We start from the raw sequence: 18,160 nt of genomic DNA, 5'->3' as shown, positions 1-18,160 counted from the left end.
TGTAAGCAAAACCCCCTGTTTTTTTTATAGAAGCCGCTGACCCAGCGGCTTCTTCTTTTTTTGGAGAAAAGGAACTTAGCGTCGCTTCTTTTCTTTGTATTTGTCCAAAATCATGTTTTACCAAATTAGAAAGTATCGAAAGTAGGAAAAATTGTGACGAAAAACGCACAAATCTCAAGGGTAATTGATAGGAAAGAAATTTATGTCATATAATGTAGATAATTGTAAAATTTGGAGTGATTGAATGGATAAGAATGCGAAAAGTTCGTTGAATTTTAAAGGCGTCCTGCTAAACCATCACGAAATTATCGTCAAAAGCAAACCACGCTTTTCCGATGCATTAAGAATTTTGAAACACCCATCTAAGAACAACTTCTATCAAACCATTCCTCTTAGTGAAACACAATTTGTTGCTATCTATTACCAAAACAGACGATTTCAATTTACCTATCAAAACCAGTCATTTCTTCTCTTCGAAGGCAACCAACAGCTCAGTGAAGATGCGGTTTACAATATTGTAAATAATTTTATCGTAAAAGAAGGAAATAAGGTCTCTTATTTAACAAACTTTCCCGAAGACAAAATCAGGCCAGCGAAAAGGAAGAAAGGCCGAGTGCTGGCGGTGAGTAAGCGGGTGGATGAGTAGAATACAATTGAGAAAACATGGTCAATAAATTCTGTCCCCCATTTAGGGGGATTTTTAATTGTTTATAAGATATTTACAATGTATCCTGAGCAAAATGATCGGCCGCATATATAGGTTTACAAGAACAATAAGCTGGGCAGAAAGCTGCTCAGCTTATTGTTTTGTAATCTAAAGTCCCAGCGCCAGGAAGTTCCAACTGTCCTCCCCACACGCACAAAAACGCCCAAAAGTCCACGAGTGGTGCCTGTCACCGTAGTTGTCACTGTAGTGGCAAATGTCAAATTTTCTCTTTATATGACAAAATGGGGGGTAATTTTAATGTTTTTGTAACATTGTTGGCATATTGATTTGATATAAATAGGGAAAGGGGGAAAGAGTATGCAAGTTTTAAAGCGTATGATTTTCGTAATCTTTACATTAATATTGTGTGGCACTGGTTCATTAATGACATATGCGCAAAGCAACAAAGAAGCATTACATAATGTCGAGCAGAACCTTCAACAGAAAGCACAAGAAAAACAATCTGTATCAAACGAGATGACGAACATTAAGCAAGAAATGGACTCAATCTATAAATATATTTCAGCAAACAAAGAAGCGCTGGCCAAAACCCAAAAGAGAATTAATGAGACCAATCAACTCATTGAGCAAAAGAAAGAAGAGATTGTCACGACTGAGGACAAAATGATGGCCCGCAAAGACGTCATGAAAAAGCGGCTTGTGGCTCTTCAGCATGACAATAACGTAGGATTAGTGATCAAAGTCTTTTTAGACGCAAAGAATTTTGATGACTTCATACAGCGAGCAAGTGCCGTCACAGCACTTTTCAACGCCGATCAAAACATTTTAGAAGATCAGAAACAGGACCTTAAACAGATTGAAGAAGATAAAAAAGAGATTGATAAACAAGAGCAAGTTTTAAAAGATGAACAAAAGAATCAAGCCGCTCAGCAGGAGCAGCTTAGTTTGAATCTGCAAAAACGACAAGATACTTTAAAAGGAATGCAAGATAAATACAACAAAATTGATAAAGAAATGGCCCTTGCCCAAAAAGAAAAGGCAAGCATTCAAGTGGAGATTAAAGCCGCTGAAGAGAGCGTTCAAAAGGAACAGGCAGCGGCAAAATCTCGCGCGGTAGCTGCATCGGCATCCGCCAGCAGCCAGCAAAATGATTCACAACCCGCAGGCAATGGCGAAACATTATATGTTACAGCAACAGCTTACTGTTACGAAAGCTCTGGTCCCGTTACGAGATTAGGCTACAATATTAAAAACAACCCAAATATGAAATTAATTGCCGTTGATCCATCGGTGATTCCATTAGGAAGCAAAGTTTGGGTAGAAGGCTACGGTGTGGCCATCGCCGGCGATACAGGCGGTGCCATTCATGGACACCGAATTGATATATTAAAGCCGAATATGGCACAGGCTCGGGACTTCGGAAGAAAAACAGTAAAAGTAATTATTTTAAAGTAATAAATTTAAAGAGGCCTAACATGGAAGTGTTAGGTCTCTTTTTTGTGGATTTTTATTGACTAATGTTCATATCCATCTAAAGTGTTATTCTTTATAAGAGCAGGAAAATGGAAACATTACCAGCTGCTGGGCACCAGTTTCAAAAGATCCACATTAGTATGAGTATAAAAGGCGAAACCACCGATTACCAACATTAAAAGGCCAATAAACAAAAAAAGGATGGCAACAGTTTGAAAACTTGGAGTAAAATCCAGGAAGATATCTGCCAGCGCCTCCAAGAATGCCTCCCAAAACGATTCAAAAGACCCTTCCATAAACAAAAAAAAACCATCCTAATAGAAAAAATATAATTCAAGCTATGATGAGGATAGTCTGCCAGTTCATCGATGATCACCAGCATGTTATAAAAGTAAGAGTTATAATTGGAACATTATAGGTAGTAAAAGAAAATGCTTGAAATTTTATAAGCATTAATTTCATTATCTATAACTGTATTAAAATGGTAAAATTGGTATGGGTATAATAGCGGATATTTTGAGGTGAAATATGGGGCATCAAAACAGACAATATAATTTGGATTGGATTCGTGTAATCGCGACATTCGGGGTTTTCCTTTACCACTGTTCAATGTTTTTTAATCCATTTCCTTGGCATGTTAAAAATAATGAATTGGATTCTGGTGGTATTTTAGTATTTTCCCTCTTTGTCGGGGCTTGGATGATGCCGATCTTTTTTGCCGTTTCAGGAATAAGTGTGAGATATGCCTTGAAAAATCGGTCAGTCATTGCTTTTTTCAAAGAACGGTTGATGCGGCTTGGGGTACCGCTTGTGTTTGGAGTATTCATCTTGACTCCTCATCAAATTTTTATCGAACGAACCGCCAACCAACAGTTTCATGGCTCCTTCTTCGAATTTATTCCTCACTATTTTGAAGGGGTTTATTTGGGTTTTGGCGGAACAGGGAATTTCGCTTTCTTTGGATTACATTTATGGTACTTACTGGTGCTGCTTGTATTTTCCCTACTTACTATTCCATTTTTTAAAAAAGCCCCAAGTGGTGGGAGATTTGGCTTGGTGCATCTGTGGTTGCTGCCACTAATCTTGTTTGCATCTGGATTAATCAAGACTCAAGGATTAGGCGGCTGGGATCTTATCTTTTATCTAATCGTGTTCATTTATGGTTATTATTTTTTTTCAAGTGGTGAGTTTAAAACGAAACTTAAATCGACGATAAAGGTTCACGGAATTCTTGCCTTGATTACTACGGTGATTTACATCGTCTGGTTTACGATGGCCTATCCCCAACCGGGGTCTATAAAGGAGATACTCTTTTTTGGCGTACGGACGGTCAATTGCTGGAGCTTGTTATTATGTATTTTCTTTTTGGGGGACAAATATTTATCCTTTTCCAATCGCTTTCTAAAGTACGCGAGTGAAGCATCAATGCCATTTTATGTTTTGCATCAACCTGTCATTGTCCTGCTTGGCTTTTTCATCCGCGACCTATCATGGCCACTACCAGTTAAGTTGATTTTTCTTATTTCCATTTCCTTTATTTTGATTATGAGCTCCTATCATTTTGTGGTTCGGCGCTTGAGAGTACTGAGGTTTTTATTTGGGATGAAGGGGATAAGGGGGAAAAACAAGGCCCAAGCGACCTACTCTCTAGATAAATAGATGCAATTTCCAATTATTCGTTAGGCGTAATTGGAAATTAAGAATAAAATGATCTATTTTTTGTAAAAATTTTCTATATAATAGATTTAAGTAGGAGCACTACAGCGTATCTGGGGTGCCCCGTGTTTATTAGATAAAAAGATGGAGGGGGAAACATTCAATGTCTAATGATCATGAGGTTTTGTTCGATAAAGGAAAACAAAATGATCCAAAAATAAAAGTGGAAAGGAAAGAGGGGGAACCGACTTCAGCTTTCAAAGGGGCTTCATGGGCAGCGCTATTAGTAGGTGTTGCGGCTTATCTCATAGGCTTGTTTAACGCCACGATGCAATTAAACGAAAAAGGATATTACTTTGCCGTTTTAGTGTTCGGACTCTATTCAGCGGTATCTTTACAAAAGGCAGTAAGGGATAAAGAAGAGGGAATACCAGTTACGAATATTTATTATGGTATTAGTTGGTTTGCCATGATTGTTTCGATTTCGTTAATGGTCATCGGTTTATACAATGCAGGAAGTATTGTTTTAAGCGAAAAGGGATTTTATGGGATGTCCTTTGTTCTAAGTTTATTTGCAGCCATAACGGTTCAAAAGAATATTAGAGATACACAGAGGGCAAGAGAAAGAGATTGAGGTATTTTCCCGTTGGACGACAGTGTAGCTGTCGTTTTTTTTATTGCTCAGGATACTCTTGGAAAAGGAAATTGTCGATATCCTCTTAAAATATGTTGATATCTGGTCAAAATGTGTCGATAAAAATTTTTATGTTGAATTTCAGTTAAAAATGTTCACCCCGAGCGGACAAAATAGCAAAAAGTCCACGAACGGTGCCTGTCACTTTAGTGTGTCACCGTATGAAGTGGACTTTTCACATTGTTATCCCAAATACACCAGATCCTTTAGCTCATCGGTGGAGAGTTCGGTGATCCAGTTTTCGCTTTGGATGATTTGGTCGTTTAGGAATTGTTTTTTCTCGAGCATGGCATCTATTTTTTCTTCAAGCGTTCCTGTACAAATCAGTTTATGCACATGGACAAACCGCGACTGTCCAATCCGATAGGCGCGGTCCGTGGCCTGGTTTTCAACGGCCGGATTCCACCATCGGTCATAGTGAATCACGTGATTGGCCGCCGTCAAGTTCAATCCCGTTCCGCCAGCCTTCAATGAAAGCAGGAATACCGGGAACTCACCATTTTGGAACCGCTCAATCATCGCATCCCGCTGCGTCTTCGCCACACTTCCGTTCAAAAACGGTACCTCAATCTCAAACCGCTTCTTCAACGCAGTACGAATCATTTCGCCCATTTCAATATACTGAGTGAAAATCAAACAGCTCTCGCCAGAATCCAGAACGGCATCCACCAGATCAACCAGCTTCTCCAATTTATTCGACCGCTCCAATAGCTGCCGTCCTGCCGCTGCCTCTTTCAAATACAGCGCCGGGTGGTTACACAGCTGTTTCAAACGGCTTAGCATTTGCAAAATCAACCCTTTACGCTCAAAACCGGACAATTTTTCAATCTGCTCAAACGTATCACGGACCAGCTGTTCATACAGCGATGCCTGCTCGGACGTCAGCGGACAGTATTCCTTCTGCTCCTGCTTTTCCGGCAAATTGAGCGCAACCTCTTCGTCCTTCTTCGTCCGCCGCAGCAAGAACGGCCGAATCAATCCTTGCAACTTTTGCACTTTTTCCTTCTTTTCATCCTTCTCAATCGGAATCACAAACTTCTTCTGAAATTGCCCCAAGCTGCCCAAATAACCATGATTGGTAAAATCAAAAATCGACCATAGCTCCGACAAGCGATTTTCCATTGGCGTTCCGGTTAAAGCAACATGGTGCCGGCCTCGCAGCCTGCGGACCGCCTTCGATTGTTTCGTCTGTGCGTTCTTAATATTCTGCGCCTCGTCAATCGCAATCGTGCTCCAAATCACAGATTCGAACTCATCGGAATCGAGATGGCTCAAGCCATAAGAAGTTAACACGACATCAACTCCGCGAACCCGCTCCAAAAAAGCTTCTTCCTTCAAGCGGTTCGATCCGTAATGCAAATAAATCTCCATTTCCGGTGCAAAACGCTCGAGTTCCTTTTGCCAGTTACCCAGAACGGAGGTAGGGCAAATAATAAGCGAAGCCTTTGTCGGAATCTTGACGGCTGGAGCGGCATCCTCCGAAACATCCTTTTTCCGCCGCCGGCCCCGAGATTCCGCATCAACCGGTGCTAAAGCTTCATCACCAACCAGCTCTTTCACCTTCAACATATAAGAAATCAACTGAACCGTTTTTCCAAGGCCCATATCATCGGCCAAAACCGCACCAAACCCGTACTGCCGCAAAAACCACAGCCAGCTCATCCCCAGCTGCTGGTAGGGGCGGAGCTCGCCGTTCAAGCTCTCCGGCACCGGTTCCATCGGGATTTCCTTCACTTCCGAAAGCTGTTTGATCATCTGCTTCCACTGTCGGTTCAACTCGATTTGAATTTTCGCAAATGCCTTCGGGTTTTCCAGATCATCGTCGCTTGCCTCCGAATCCACAAGCTCCTGCTCAAGCAAATCGCGGACATGGAGTCCTTCTTTTTCCGCACGTTTCATCAAATCCTGGATTTGCCGGATAAACTGCGGATCGAGCTTCACCCAACGGCCGCGAATATAAACAAGCCGGCGCTTTTCTTCGACAAGCTGGCTGAATTCGTCCTCGGACAGGTCGACACCGTTCATCGAAAAACGCCAGTTGAAATCGAGCACATCCTGCAAGCCGACAAACGATGGCCGGTGGCTTGAAGTTCCTTTTAGTGAAGCCTTCACCTTTAGGTTGGCATTTTTCATCGCCTGCCACCAGGAAGGGAGGAGGATCTCCACATCCAGCGCCACCAAAGTTTCACTCGCTTCCGTTAAAAACATCCACGCTTCTTCCTCGGTGAGGTGAGTTTTCAGACGAGCTTCCTCCTCATCTGCAAGCCATGGAATTAAGCGCACCCAGCGTGCAATCTGCTTGTTGACTTTGTCGAGATATGGCTGCCATTTCCCGGGAATTTTCGACTCAAGGCCCACCATCTCATCGACATTTTTCTTTCCGCGTAAAAAAACATCCAAGTTCCAGGCGCCTTCACCATCCAGCGGTTCCTCGAGTCTTAAGCCAATCGTAAACGGTGTATCGCTTTCCTTGATTCCGACCCACTCCAGCCAGCTTTCTTCATCAAAATAACGGGCAAGTTCGCTGCCGGAAATATTTTGTTTTTTCAAAAGGTCGAGCTTTGGCCCGAACAATTCCTTCATTGCCGAATTCCGCGTCAAATAAGCGTCAAGCGCGCTGTTGTAAAGGTCGCTGATAAATTGGAGTGCCGTTTCAGTGGACTGAATTTCTGGCGTCGAGTCGACGGGAAGTAAGCGGCTTACGTTCTTATCGAAAGCCCTTGATCCAACCTCCACCTCTTGCTCCCAAAAGGAGGGGTCAAACTCATCTTTCACCCGTTCCGGCAGCTGCCAGCGGAACTCGCCATTCTCCCATACCGAAAAATCCGGAAGCCAATCTTTTTCGATAATCCCTTCGTGAAGTGCAAAAGCAGCAGCGAGACAAATCTCTGACTCTTCACTCCAGTCCCACTCAATAAAGCGATTGAACGATTCTTTTGCAAAAAGCGAGACTAGCTGCCAGCCGCTCAGTATTACACCCTCAATACCACTTATGTTCTCCGTTTCCAGCAGCGTGCCAAAAAAGCTCTCTTCATGGCGGCTGAACACAAGATTTTTCCAGTCATCCGGATGTAAAAAGTAACCGCGCTCCTCTTGCGCCGTCAAAAAATAGCGCCCATCCTCTAATTTCATTGTCAGCAATTTAATAAACCTTGTTTTAAGCATCGATCCCCATGCTCCTTTACCGTGCAAAAATCCATATTCCTTTATTATAACCCAAAAGTTGGAGTTTTGCTTTGATGAGTAAATATGTCCCAATAGGGAAAAATAGGTCCGGGAAGGTGCTTCCCGAAAATAAAACATGGGAGTGAGTAGAATGGCTGAAAACAATGAACGCAATCGTGCTGATGTTGACGCTGGTGAAGCGGTTGGAACTGGCGCCGGTGCTGTTGCAGGTGCTGCAGTAGGCTCCGTTCTTGGTCCAATTGGTACCGTTGCGGGGGCAGTTGTTGGCGGAGCAATGGGTAACAAAGCGGGCGATGCTGCCGATAACGCCGTCGATGAGGCTGCTGGCAGAGAAGATTAGCATAAATAAAATGGGACTTCATAATGAGGTCCCATTTTATTTGTTGGAGAAATAATCAAGCAGCCCTGAGTAAACTCCTTCCGCAACATTTTCCCGGAAGTTGTCACTTTCAACAATCGCATCTTCTTTTTTATTGGAAAGAAAACCAAGCTCAATGAGCGTACTCGGTTGCGAGTTATTTCTGAGTACACTTAAGTTATTGTACCGTGTACCGACGTTATTTAATTTTGTTGTTTTCACGACTTCATTTAATATCTTAGAGGCTAATTCGTTATCCCTTGATTTTTGAAAGTAGAAATCAGTCAAACCACTGACGGCAGAGTCTTGGATCCAATTGTAATGAAAACTGATAAAAGCATCCGCATCGTTTCGGTTTGAGAGCCGGGCGCGATCTTCCAAGGAGATGTAAGTATCATTCGTCCGCGTCATGATGACATTGGCGCCAGCATTTTTAAGCTTTTTTTCTACGGCTTTGGCAGTTTCTAAGGTTAGTGTTTTTTCATGGGTACCGGTAATGCTCGTGGTCCCAACATCGACACCGCCATGACCTGGATCAAGTACGATGGTTTTTCCGCCAAGGGGTCCCTGATTCGTTGCTGTTTTGATGGATTCGGTCTTCATTTGTACAGTTGAAGTCTGAGATGGTTTGGTTGAAGGTGACGAATTCTTTTTGTCCTGGGTCGGAGCTGATTTTTTTTCAGTAGTAGTCTTTGATGTAGCTGGTTGGGTTTGGTGCTTGTCCTTTTCCTGCGCGTCTTTTGTGATGTAAATTTCGGATACCCATCCTGTAACACCGGTGGAAGAGACCATTTTTGCCCAGCCGGCCTGTTCTGCTTGGATCTTTATTTTTGCACCCCAATATAATTTACCGATAACCGGGCTTGAGATGTTTGGACCCTGCCTGATATTTAAAAAATCAACTTTTACGGTTGCTCCGATATGATTAGTGGGAGCAAGGTATGCGTGACTGGCCCAGCCAATTTGGTTGTTTTTTAGTTTGATCTGATCCCAGTTATTCTTTTTTTGAATGACCTTATACGATTCTCCTTTGTGAATGATTCCCTTAACTTTGCCCGAAATGTCTGGAGATTCCCGAACATTGAGATGGGATGCAGTAACGGTGACTTTTTCAGTAGTCGTTTTTGCAAGCGCAGTTTGATTGATTCCGACCAACGGGATTGCCGTAATACTAAGGACGGTCAGTAATTTCTTCATTTTGGCAGTTAGCATTGTAGTAACCTCCTTGTTTTTTAAACTCTAAAACTAGTATGGACAGGTTGCTAGCAAAATATAATCTGGAATTTTTATTTGTAGGTTACAAGTTGGCGGGAAATAAAATGGTAGAAGCGGCAAATATAATGATGAAAGTGTGCGATAAAACTTGGAAGGTGAGGGATATATTGTACAAGGTGGAAAATAAAATAAAAAAACTAACTTCAATCTTAGGAATTCCTGCAAAAAATGGACCTAGGCAGGGGAGAAAATTAATTCAGAAAGGCGAATGCCTGGGTTTTTAAGCTGTATTGTGCGAAGTGGCAAATAAAATCCTGAAAGTGACCAATAAACGTGGAAGGTGGAAAATAAAATCTGCAAAGGTAACCTAGTCACAAAAAAATACCAAAAAAATGAAAAATAGTCTATTTTTACTCAAATGCTTCGCGTTGATGGGAGCGTTCTTTTTATACAAGTTTAAGAATAGAATAGAGTCGAAACTCTAGTATAAACTCTGAAACTTTTGTCTATCCTTATCCTATACAAGATTAATTGGGAGAATGCTAGTGAAAAGGTAAGGAATTGTTCATTATGGAGGGGGAATGATCGATGTTTACAGAGGAATTAAATAAAATGATTGCATTAAAAAAGATGGATTTAGAGGAATGTGAATTCGAACTTTATAATCGCTACTATCCTTCGATTGTAAGAATGGCGATGATGAATTACATATCAGTCTTACAGGGTCAATTAGAAAAGTATAACCATGACCTTGTAAAAAACAATCAGATATGACCTATATTTTTAGATTTAGAAAAGTTTTTAGAGCCAGGTGCAGGGATGCCTGGCTCTTAAGCTGTTATAAAAAAGATAACTGGCCAGTAAACAAAAAGGGAGACAGCGCAAAATCACCATCTTCTCCCCCTTGTCCGCGTGGCATGGACAAGGGGGCAAAATGTCCACGGGCGGTGCCTGTCACCGTGTGATGTCACCGTATGATGTAACCGTATGATGCCGCCGTATCACCGCGTTAACTCTCTATCAATTTACTTCGCTTGCACTCTTCATGGAACGCCCGCAGTCGTTTGGTTCGTTCTATCAGTGTTTCGAAAAAGTACTCCCAATCGTCGACACGTTTAACCTTCTTGTAGATCGTCCGCAATTTTTTTAGATGGCGGACGGCCATTTTGTAGCTGGAGCGGTTTTTGGCGTCGATTTCCCTCTGGGCCGATTGGTGGAGGAGCGCCAATAGCAGCTCTGGCTTTTCCTTTTCAATCACTTTCACCCGTTCCTTCGGGATATCGTAAAAATTCAACCCGATAAACGCCTGAAGCTCACCCCATTTATCATACATCCCGCGCTCAAACAGCACATACTCATAATCCGAAAAACTATAAGGTAGCGTCTGCGCCAACGCCTTCTCAAACAAATCAAAACGGTCATTTTCCCCGCAAAAAGGCGCAATCGCGCGAATCGCCGTCCTGGTGAAACTTGCGCAACTTCGATAACCATCCAACTGATCCAAATAACTTTTAATTTTTCCTAAAAACAGCTCAATCACCGGTCCGACACGCTTCCAAGCCTTTTGACCGCTTAAAAAATCAATCCAATGTATCATATATGGCGTAACAAACTCATCCCCGCAACTATGAATCGAGCGAAGTGCCGAATCATCCTTCTGCAGCAGAAAATGCAAGTGTATCCCGGCAATCATCAGCGGCCCGGGATTCTCCCAGTCCTGGAGCTCCTTCATCCGTTCTTTTATCTTGAGAATTTCCTCTTCCCGCCATTCCTTCTTTTTAAACAAACCGGTCCATAGCAGGCGGTACAGATAAATCCGTTCAAATTCCAGCCCCTGTACACAGGTCAATAACCCAAATGTATCGTCCTTTAATTTTAAAATGAACTCATCAAAATCAAATGGCATCGACTGCATGCCGATTTTCTCGACCAGTTCGTCCGCGTCATCTAGTAACTGGTCAAACACTTGGCCATAGGTACGTTTCGTCAATTCCTCCGAATGCCCGGACTGCTCGCTCAGCATCGCCAGCTTTTTAAACGAAATAACGTTTCCGACCATTTCATAGAGCAAACGCCATTCTTTTTCAAGAGGGGCAGCCGCGCGAATCTGCCGCTCATAAATCTTGAACAATTCCTCCACGACATAAGGGGTCGTCGATTTCTTCGAATGCAGCAGCGTATCAAAGCTTACCTCAAACGAATGAACCCAGCGGCCGTAATCCGGCTTCAACACTCCGTTCGCTTTAATTAAATCCTTCGCCGCCTGGACCCCCCAGCTGGCAGCAGCCTGTTTTTCCTTCATCGGCTCACGCCACGCCTCCACCCAATCAGCAACACTGCCGATCCGTGAATAAGCCGCAAAAAAGACAGCCATTTTATGACGGCACCACTCATCCGAAGGGCACGAGCATTTACTCATCGAAAAAAAGCTGAGGTCAAGGCTGACTTTTACCGGCGTTACATCCTGAACGGTCGCCGTGACCATATCCTGATTAAATGCAAGCTGCGTCACCAACCCTTGCCGGTACAGCATCAATCCCTTTTGGACCGTTCGAGCATCCTCACTGGAATTGGGCCCCATAAAATCCGCAATCTCGCTCGCAAACCGTTGCAACAATTCCGAATCCATAATCCAAACCCCCTTTACCCGAAAAAATCCATATTCCATTATTATACCCAAAAATCTGTTATTAGAGGAGGTTTGGATGTCCATCGCGAATAATATAATCTCGGGAGGTGGCGTCTTGGAGATAAAAGAATTCATTCTATTTGTGATTCCCATGCTATTTTTTGGGTACCTTGTTGAGGTTCTGCTTCGAAAAAAATTAAAGATTAAAAAGAAACCCGGATGGATTGATCGGCCTGTGAACACTTTTCACAACTGGACTCTCGTCATTTTGATCGTCCTATATATTGCCGCTTCTATCACATTAGACTTTGCCTCCACAAAATATCTTATTTTCATCTTTATCACCATTTCGCAAGGCGTAAGGGTGTTCATGGAATGGAAATTCGAGCGTGAGGGAAGAGAGTATTTCATCTCCTTATGGGGATTTTCATGGTTTCTCGTCTTTACTGTATCCTTGATTATTCTTTTTTAAGACAACTGAAGGTTTAAATTACCTTATTATCGGATATTCTGTTAATAAAGCCCCTATCGTAATGTAGCTCTGATTTGGTTACCTTCTAGCCAAGTTAATCTACGGTGTTACGATCAGGGGCTTATTTCATTTCTACAAAATTCAGGTGGTGCCTGTCATCACCTGAATTTTGTCGATTCCACTTTTTTGAAATATTTAGAAATCTATTGCGCAAAATCGAGGACCGGTTATATAATTATGGTCAAGGCCGTTATTGACCGAAAATAATAATTTTAAAAATGGAGGGTATTTGAATGAACAATGGCAGGCGTAATTTTATTTTCTCGTTGTTGTTTTTAGGATGGCTGGTGGATTCGTTGACGTTGTTTGGGATGAATGTGGCGATTATTCCGATTAGTAAAGAATTGCATTTATCGCAAACCCAGAGCGGTATGGTGATCAGCAGCTTCTGGTTGAGCAGTGCGTTAATGACCCTGATTGCCGGCTGGATATCCGACAAGTTTGGCTCAAGAAAAGTCATTGTAATTGCCGTATTTATCATTTCACTATTTTCATTGCTAACCGGGATGACAGGGTCATTCATATCAATCCTAGCGATTCGTTTTGTACTTGGATTAGGGGACGGGGGTCTTCCGACTGGGTCAGGAGTTGCCATCACCGAAATTTACAAAAGAGAAGTACGCGCAAGAGCCAAATCAATGCTCCTTGCTGCACAGCTAATCGGCGGGGTCCTCGCATTATACCTAGCCGGACTAATCGCAGACACATGGGGCTGGCGGGTCATGTTTTACATCGTTGGCGGTCTCGGTCTCGTTGTAACCCTATTACTTCTTAAATTTTACAATCCACCAAAGGTTGAAAAATCAACCAACAAGCATTCTACTGCCCTACCAATGAAAGACTTATACAAAAGCAAGCTTCTTTGGACGATCGTCGTTATGTATTTTTGTTCAAGTGTTGTCCATTGGGGATTCTCTTCATGGCTGCCGACGTATTTGGAGCAATCACGCCACCTAAATTTACGAGCAGTTGGCTCACTATCCATGATTCCACAGGGATGCGGCCTGTTCGCTGCTGTTCTTACGGGCTATTTAATTGACAAAGCATTGGCAGGCAAAGAAAAAATAATCGTGTTAATCGGCGCTATCGTTTCCGGTATTTGCTTGTATTTAATGTTCAAGGCACCAAATATTCAACTGGCGATTACCTATCAAAGTATATTCTCCTTAGGTGATTCAGCCATTGCGATGGCGGTTATTACAATTCCACTTAAATATGTTTCACAAAATATCATTGGCTCGTTCATGGGAATGATGTATTTTGCCGGAGGAATGGCCGGGTTCATAGCGCCGACAACAATGGGCGCGCTAATCGACGGCTTTGGAGGATCATTCCAGGCGGCGTTCATTTTCCTAATTGGCGCACTGGTAATCGTGTTAATTTGCGGTTTACTCTACAAAATTCCAAAAAATAATCCTAGTTTCATAGAAAATAACCAATTAGCATAAGAGGTGATCACAATGGATTTTCGTACAAGATTATCACAAATTATCGAAGAAAAACGGGAAAAACTAATTCAAGTAAGCAATCGGATTTGGGGTTTTGCTGAAACTGGCTTTGAAGAATTTCAATCAGCGGAGTTATTATGCAAAACATTAGAAGAAGAGGGATTTTCGGTAGAAAAAGGCGTAGCCGAAATTAAAACCGCTTTCATCGGCAGTTATGGCAGCGGCAAACCGGTTATCGCGTTTTTAGGAGAATTTGACGCGCTGACAGGGCTAAGCCAAAATGGCGGCACCACACAACCGGATCCCGTGAAAGCCGGGGGCAACGGCCATGGCTGCGGACATAACCTCCTCGGGACAGGCTCCCTCGCTGCCGCGATTGCACTAAGAACCTACATGAAAGAAAACAACATCGAAGCGACCGTCCGTTATTACGGCTGCCCGGGCGAGGAAATTGGCGGCGGCAAGACATTTATGGCGAGAGCCGGAGTGTTTGATGATGTCGACATTGCCTTAACATGGCACCCGGGAACGACCAATAATATCTGGTCGGCGAGAACTCTTGCTTGTTATGAGGTATATTTCAAATTTAAAGGAAAAAGTTCGCACGCAGCAGCAACCCCTCATTTAGGCAGAAGCGCCCTTGACGCGGTTGAACTTATGAATATCGGTGTGAACTATTTACGTGAGCATATCATTCCTGAAGCAAGAGTACATTATGCGATCACAAATACGGGCGGGCTTTCTCCAAATGTTGTCCAGGCGGAGGCGGAAGTTTTGTATTTTGTGAGGGCCCCAAGGGTTTCGCAGACCGAGGAGGTTTACCAGCGGGTTTGCGATATCGCGCGGGGGGCGGCGCTGATGACAGGCACCGAGGTAGAGATCGACCTCGCTTCAGCGCTCTCGAATGTGATTCCGAATACAACGTTGGAAAAGGTGATGTATGAGAACTTCGTGGAATTGGGTGTGCCTGAACATAATGAAGAAGAACTTCAATTCGCGCAAAAAATCCGCGCAACCCTGGCAGAGGCGGACAAAAAGTTTGAGGTGCAGAAGAATCGGGCTTTGGCGGGTAAAGAGATGGCGGATATCCTTAATCCGTTCTCACCTGATGAATTTATGGCGGGTTCAACCGATGTGGGGGATGTGAGCTGGATTGTGCCAACCGCACAATGTATGACGGCATGTGAACCGCTCGGAACCCCGCTCCATACATGGCAAATCGTTGCTACGGGAACGACTTCGCTTGCGCATAAGGGGATGCTTCATGCTGGAAAAATTATGGCCGCAACCGCGATCGATGTTCTGCAGCAGCCGGAGCTTATTGAAAAGGCGAAGGCGGAGCTGCTGGAACGCCGGGATGGGGAAGAGTATGTTTGCCCATTACCGCCGGAGGTAAAGGAATATAAGGTTCGGATCTGATGACAAGGAAAAGGCGTGCACCGTTTTAGCACGCCCTTTTTATATGAGGAAATGCAGTTTTAAGAGGTTATTATATACCCAATAGAAAAAACGCCTAAAATAAAAAAGCACAAGAACAGGAATGAGTGCATAGCCTATTAAAACGAGTTTACTTAAATAAAAAGGATGGCTGTCAAAATGCCTGCGATTATTGGTGGACCAGTAATAATAAATAATATCACTGGAAATGGTGATGTCCAATTTGGTGATAGCTTGTTCAACTCACCAAAGGTTGCATCTAAGACTCCTGCTGGTGCCGGTGGATTTAACACAGGAGTGTTCATAATAACAAATACCGGTGTAAGCTCTACGAATTTTATTGACCCTAACGTAATTGACCAGCCAATTACTGGTAATAACTAAAGTAATAAAACCCGTTTTCCCCTTCGTGATTTGGAATCTCTTAAAATTCCAAGAAAATAAAAAATAATGAAAAGGATGGCTGCCTAAATGCCTGCAATTATTAATGGACCTATAACAATCGATAATATCACCACAAATGGTAATGTCAAATTTGGTGACGCCATTTTTATGACACCAAAGACTGAATCCAAAGACTATGCTGGTTCTGGAGGATTTAACATAGGGGGGACAGTGATATCAAATACCGGTGTAAGTGCTACAAATTATGTTGACCCTGATGTAGTAGACCAGCCAATTTATGGTAATAACTAAATTGATAACAACCGTTTTCCCCTTCGTGATTTGGAATTTCTTAAATTCCGGGAATATAAAAAATACCAGGGAATGAAAGTGCATAAATTGGCGGAAGCCGGCACAACATTCCTTGGTATTTTTTCATATGTGGGTAGTCAAGCCCTACCAGGACGCGAATGATCATATCATATATGTACAAACAAGTATACCAGCTTGCACATATAATGATGTAAGAGCACTTTAGGGGGAATACACTTGGTTGTTAAAAAAGACGGTATCCATATTGGTATCATTTCAGGCGGGGTTGTCAACTTCGGTGGGTCAGTTTTTAATTCACCAATAACTGTAGCAAAATCAATTCGTGGGGCTGGAGGCGACAACGTGGGGACAATAGTTATAACGAACATAGGATGCAAAACATGAATTCAGAGTGCAGGTTAATTTTTAAACACACTGTTTTCGCAAAGATTGTGGTTTTTCGAACCAATGTCTAAAACCGAACTATTTAAGGTATCATGGCATCTTTTCGTCGTTTTTTGTAAGTTTTAATGTACGAAACATTATTTTGTTCGATCAGCAACAAAGATTACGAAAAGAGCCTTAAAAAACAAAAAGGACAAGCTTTGCTTGCCCTTTTAGTAATACTAGTTTTTAGGATGTTTGATTTATATTGTTCTTGTTCCTAGGTAGGGTGCCTATATAAGCAACATATTTTCCACAGATAAATCAGTATTCGCAATCGAAAAATAAAAAGCCTGGTCTTCATCAGCAAAACTGCCAACTTGAAGCAAAGCCCCCTGTGGCATCGTTGTATATCTCGTTTTAAATAAATGGTCATTTAATAAACTAGGCATCCATCCAATCATATTTAGGTGAACACTCATAATCTACTGTAACTTTGAATGAAAGGATGATATGAATGGTTTACTACATAATTTTGCATCACTACAATCCGTGGTATAAACCAATGGTCTTTCCATTTATACCTCCATCACCGATATCACCAGCTACTCTTACCTATCGAAATTCGTTGAACGATTATGGTCTAAAATACCCTTATTGAGTTGGCTGCTGTATAAGCAGCCAGATTTTTTCTGGAAAAGCACCCAATAGTTGCCCTTCACAAAGTAGAGATGTAACAAGTAGTTTGAGAGGTTTTTTTATTCATGCCTATATGTATTTCTGCATTAAGCTTTATCCTTTGGTTTCTAAAATCGCACAGAAGCAAAGCACAGGAAAAATCAGCCTTGCATAACATAGTTAGGAGGTGTGAAAATGCTTAGTGTGAATACGTATGGAGGTCATCCTGCTCAATATTCTGGAACCACAGGCATACCAATGTTCTATGGACCGTGGGGAAATATTGTTCAACAAAATGGTCAAGAATACTATATTGTAGTTGGAGGCCATCATTTTCCGGTAATTCCCAATCCTCATCTTCCTTATCCCTACGTTATCCCTTCTTATTTTTAATTAAAAGCTCTAAATGAGGCTTACCGTCCTTTGTAATAGAAAGTTCAATCTACACCTCTTCTCTTTTATTTATTAGTTGGTGATTTCTTCATTTTTATTAGCCAACACCCCCGCGGCAACATCCCTATTAAACCAAACCATCTCTCGAACAAGAAAAAGCGTCTCCACGTATTATAGAGGCGCTCCTTTTTAAATAAAATCCATTCTTACTCGTACTCTTTAACATCAGCGATTTTAATTTTAAAAAATGTTTAAATTGTAATTTAGTGGTATGGATAAGGGTATGGAAATGGGTACGGATGTGGATAGCCATAACCATAACCTGGAGCACCAAAACCAAGACCTGGAGCAAAACCAAATCCTGAGCCAGGTCCTCCTAAACCAAGACCCGGAGCAAAACCAAATCCCGAGCCAGGAGCACCAATACCTGGAGCACCAAAACCTGGTCCACCAACACCAAGACCTGGACCGAAGCCAACTCCTGAACCTGGACCTCCTAAACCAAGGCCCGGAGAAAACCCAACTCCTGAGCCAGGAGCACCAATACCTGGAGCACCAAAACCTGGAGCACCAAAACCAAGACCTGGACCAAAGCCAAGTCCTGAACCTGGACCTCCTAAACCAAGACCGGGAGAAAACCCAACTCCTGAGCCAGGTCCTCCTAAACCAATTCTTTCATATGTTGGATAATAAGCATAATTAATAATCACTTTC

The 18,160-nt window shown here is 42.5% G+C and carries 20 protein-coding genes; 14 read left to right on the top strand and 6 right to left on the bottom strand.

Annotated elements, in window-relative coordinates:
- The first annotated feature begins 244 nt into the window (after nucleotides 1-244).
- Both BIV60_RS20615 and BIV60_RS20610 read left to right on the top strand, forming a co-directional pair.
- Nucleotides 245-646 (top strand): hypothetical protein, encoded by a 402-nt coding sequence (locus tag BIV60_RS20615; RefSeq protein WP_071357598.1) that lies wholly within the window; start codon nucleotides 245-247, stop codon nucleotides 644-646.
- A 378-nt stretch (nucleotides 647-1,024) separates the two neighbouring features.
- Complete coding sequence (locus BIV60_RS20610; protein ID WP_071357597.1) at nucleotides 1,025-2,122, top strand: 3D domain-containing protein; 1,098 nt, start codon at nucleotides 1,025-1,027, stop codon at nucleotides 2,120-2,122.
- Between the two features lie 116 nt (nucleotides 2,123-2,238).
- On the opposite strand, the gene BIV60_RS20605 is transcribed toward BIV60_RS20610, so the two are convergent.
- Nucleotides 2,239-2,442: a hypothetical protein gene (locus BIV60_RS20605; RefSeq protein WP_071357596.1), complete on the bottom strand. Its 204-nt coding sequence runs from the start codon at nucleotides 2,440-2,442 to the stop codon at nucleotides 2,239-2,241.
- Between the two features lie 226 nt (nucleotides 2,443-2,668).
- Here BIV60_RS20605 and BIV60_RS20600 point away from each other — a divergent pair, with 226 nt between their 5' ends.
- The gene (locus BIV60_RS20600) at nucleotides 2,669-3,799 is read left to right on the top strand and encodes an acyltransferase family protein (RefSeq protein WP_071357595.1); all 1,131 of its coding nucleotides are present in this window, start codon (nucleotides 2,669-2,671) and stop codon (nucleotides 3,797-3,799) included.
- 160 nt (nucleotides 3,800-3,959) lie between these two features.
- Nucleotides 3,960-4,430 (top strand): inner membrane protein YiaA, encoded by a 471-nt coding sequence (gene yiaA, locus BIV60_RS20595; RefSeq protein WP_071357594.1) that lies wholly within the window; start codon nucleotides 3,960-3,962, stop codon nucleotides 4,428-4,430.
- Nucleotides 4,431-4,673: 243 nt separating this feature from the next.
- On the opposite strand, the gene BIV60_RS20590 is transcribed toward yiaA, so the two are convergent.
- The gene (locus BIV60_RS20590; RefSeq protein WP_071357593.1) at nucleotides 4,674-7,655 is read right to left on the bottom strand and encodes a DEAD/DEAH box helicase; all 2,982 of its coding nucleotides are present in this window, start codon (nucleotides 7,653-7,655) and stop codon (nucleotides 4,674-4,676) included.
- Between the two features lie 151 nt (nucleotides 7,656-7,806).
- Between BIV60_RS20590 and BIV60_RS20585 the strand changes: the two genes are divergently transcribed.
- Complete coding sequence (locus BIV60_RS20585; RefSeq protein WP_071357592.1) at nucleotides 7,807-8,016, top strand: glycine zipper domain-containing protein; 210 nt, start codon at nucleotides 7,807-7,809, stop codon at nucleotides 8,014-8,016.
- A 36-nt stretch (nucleotides 8,017-8,052) separates the two neighbouring features.
- Here BIV60_RS20585 and BIV60_RS20580 read toward each other — a convergent pair whose 3' ends face one another.
- Nucleotides 8,053-9,246: an N-acetylmuramoyl-L-alanine amidase family protein gene (locus BIV60_RS20580; protein WP_071357591.1), complete on the bottom strand. Its 1,194-nt coding sequence runs from the start codon at nucleotides 9,244-9,246 to the stop codon at nucleotides 8,053-8,055.
- A 107-nt stretch (nucleotides 9,247-9,353) separates the two neighbouring features.
- Between BIV60_RS20580 and BIV60_RS20575 the strand changes: the two genes are divergently transcribed.
- Together BIV60_RS20575 and BIV60_RS20570 are read left to right on the top strand one after the other, a co-directional pair.
- Nucleotides 9,354-9,533, top strand: a complete 180-nt coding sequence (locus tag BIV60_RS20575) for a hypothetical protein (protein ID WP_071357590.1) — start codon at nucleotides 9,354-9,356, stop codon at nucleotides 9,531-9,533.
- Nucleotides 9,534-9,837: 304 nt separating this feature from the next.
- Nucleotides 9,838-10,023, top strand: a complete 186-nt coding sequence (locus tag BIV60_RS20570; RefSeq protein WP_071357589.1) for a hypothetical protein — start codon at nucleotides 9,838-9,840, stop codon at nucleotides 10,021-10,023.
- Between the two features lie 235 nt (nucleotides 10,024-10,258).
- Here BIV60_RS20570 and BIV60_RS20565 read toward each other — a convergent pair whose 3' ends face one another.
- Nucleotides 10,259-11,878: an SWIM zinc finger family protein gene (locus BIV60_RS20565; protein ID WP_071357588.1), complete on the bottom strand. Its 1,620-nt coding sequence runs from the start codon at nucleotides 11,876-11,878 to the stop codon at nucleotides 10,259-10,261.
- A gap of 115 nt (nucleotides 11,879-11,993) precedes the next feature.
- Between BIV60_RS20565 and BIV60_RS20560 the strand changes: the two genes are divergently transcribed.
- The 6 genes from BIV60_RS20560 to BIV60_RS28690 all read left to right on the top strand — a co-directional run bounded on the left by BIV60_RS20560 (nucleotide 11,994) and on the right by BIV60_RS28690 (nucleotide 16,396).
- Nucleotides 11,994-12,350, top strand: a complete 357-nt coding sequence (locus tag BIV60_RS20560) for a DUF4181 domain-containing protein (protein ID WP_177177360.1) — start codon at nucleotides 11,994-11,996, stop codon at nucleotides 12,348-12,350.
- A 293-nt stretch (nucleotides 12,351-12,643) separates the two neighbouring features.
- Nucleotides 12,644-13,858 (top strand): MFS transporter, encoded by a 1,215-nt coding sequence (locus BIV60_RS20555; RefSeq protein WP_071357587.1) that lies wholly within the window; start codon nucleotides 12,644-12,646, stop codon nucleotides 13,856-13,858.
- A 12-nt stretch (nucleotides 13,859-13,870) separates the two neighbouring features.
- The gene (locus BIV60_RS20550) at nucleotides 13,871-15,277 is read left to right on the top strand and encodes a M20 family metallopeptidase (protein ID WP_071357586.1); all 1,407 of its coding nucleotides are present in this window, start codon (nucleotides 13,871-13,873) and stop codon (nucleotides 15,275-15,277) included.
- 177 nt (nucleotides 15,278-15,454) lie between these two features.
- Nucleotides 15,455-15,679: a spore germination protein gene (locus BIV60_RS20545; RefSeq protein WP_071357585.1), complete on the top strand. Its 225-nt coding sequence runs from the start codon at nucleotides 15,455-15,457 to the stop codon at nucleotides 15,677-15,679.
- An 87-nt stretch (nucleotides 15,680-15,766) separates the two neighbouring features.
- Nucleotides 15,767-15,991, top strand: coding sequence for a spore germination protein (locus BIV60_RS20540; RefSeq protein ID WP_071357584.1), 225 nt, complete (start codon nucleotides 15,767-15,769; stop codon nucleotides 15,989-15,991).
- Nucleotides 15,992-16,228: 237 nt separating this feature from the next.
- Nucleotides 16,229-16,396 (top strand): spore germination protein, encoded by a 168-nt coding sequence (locus BIV60_RS28690; protein ID WP_177177359.1) that lies wholly within the window; start codon nucleotides 16,229-16,231, stop codon nucleotides 16,394-16,396.
- Between the two features lie 272 nt (nucleotides 16,397-16,668).
- On the opposite strand, the gene BIV60_RS29835 is transcribed toward BIV60_RS28690, so the two are convergent.
- Entirely contained in the window at nucleotides 16,669-16,827 is a 159-nt protein-coding gene (locus BIV60_RS29835) for a hypothetical protein (protein WP_177177358.1), read from the bottom strand.
- A 421-nt stretch (nucleotides 16,828-17,248) separates the two neighbouring features.
- Here BIV60_RS29835 and BIV60_RS20535 point away from each other — a divergent pair, with 421 nt between their 5' ends.
- Entirely contained in the window at nucleotides 17,249-17,446 is a 198-nt protein-coding gene (locus BIV60_RS20535) for a hypothetical protein (RefSeq protein WP_071357583.1), read from the top strand.
- A gap of 263 nt (nucleotides 17,447-17,709) precedes the next feature.
- Here the strand turns inward: BIV60_RS20535 and BIV60_RS20530 are convergent, their stop codons facing one another.
- Nucleotides 17,710-18,156 (bottom strand): hypothetical protein, encoded by a 447-nt coding sequence (locus tag BIV60_RS20530; RefSeq protein WP_177177357.1) that lies wholly within the window; start codon nucleotides 18,154-18,156, stop codon nucleotides 17,710-17,712.
- Between the last annotated feature and the right edge of the window lie 4 nt (nucleotides 18,157-18,160).

This window comes from Bacillus sp. MUM 116 (genome assembly GCF_001866655.1).
GTDB lineage: Bacteria > Bacillota > Bacilli > Bacillales > Cytobacillaceae > Neobacillus.
The sequence above is the reverse complement of the archived record's forward strand: the minus strand, read 5'-3'. Positions and strand labels throughout refer to the sequence as shown.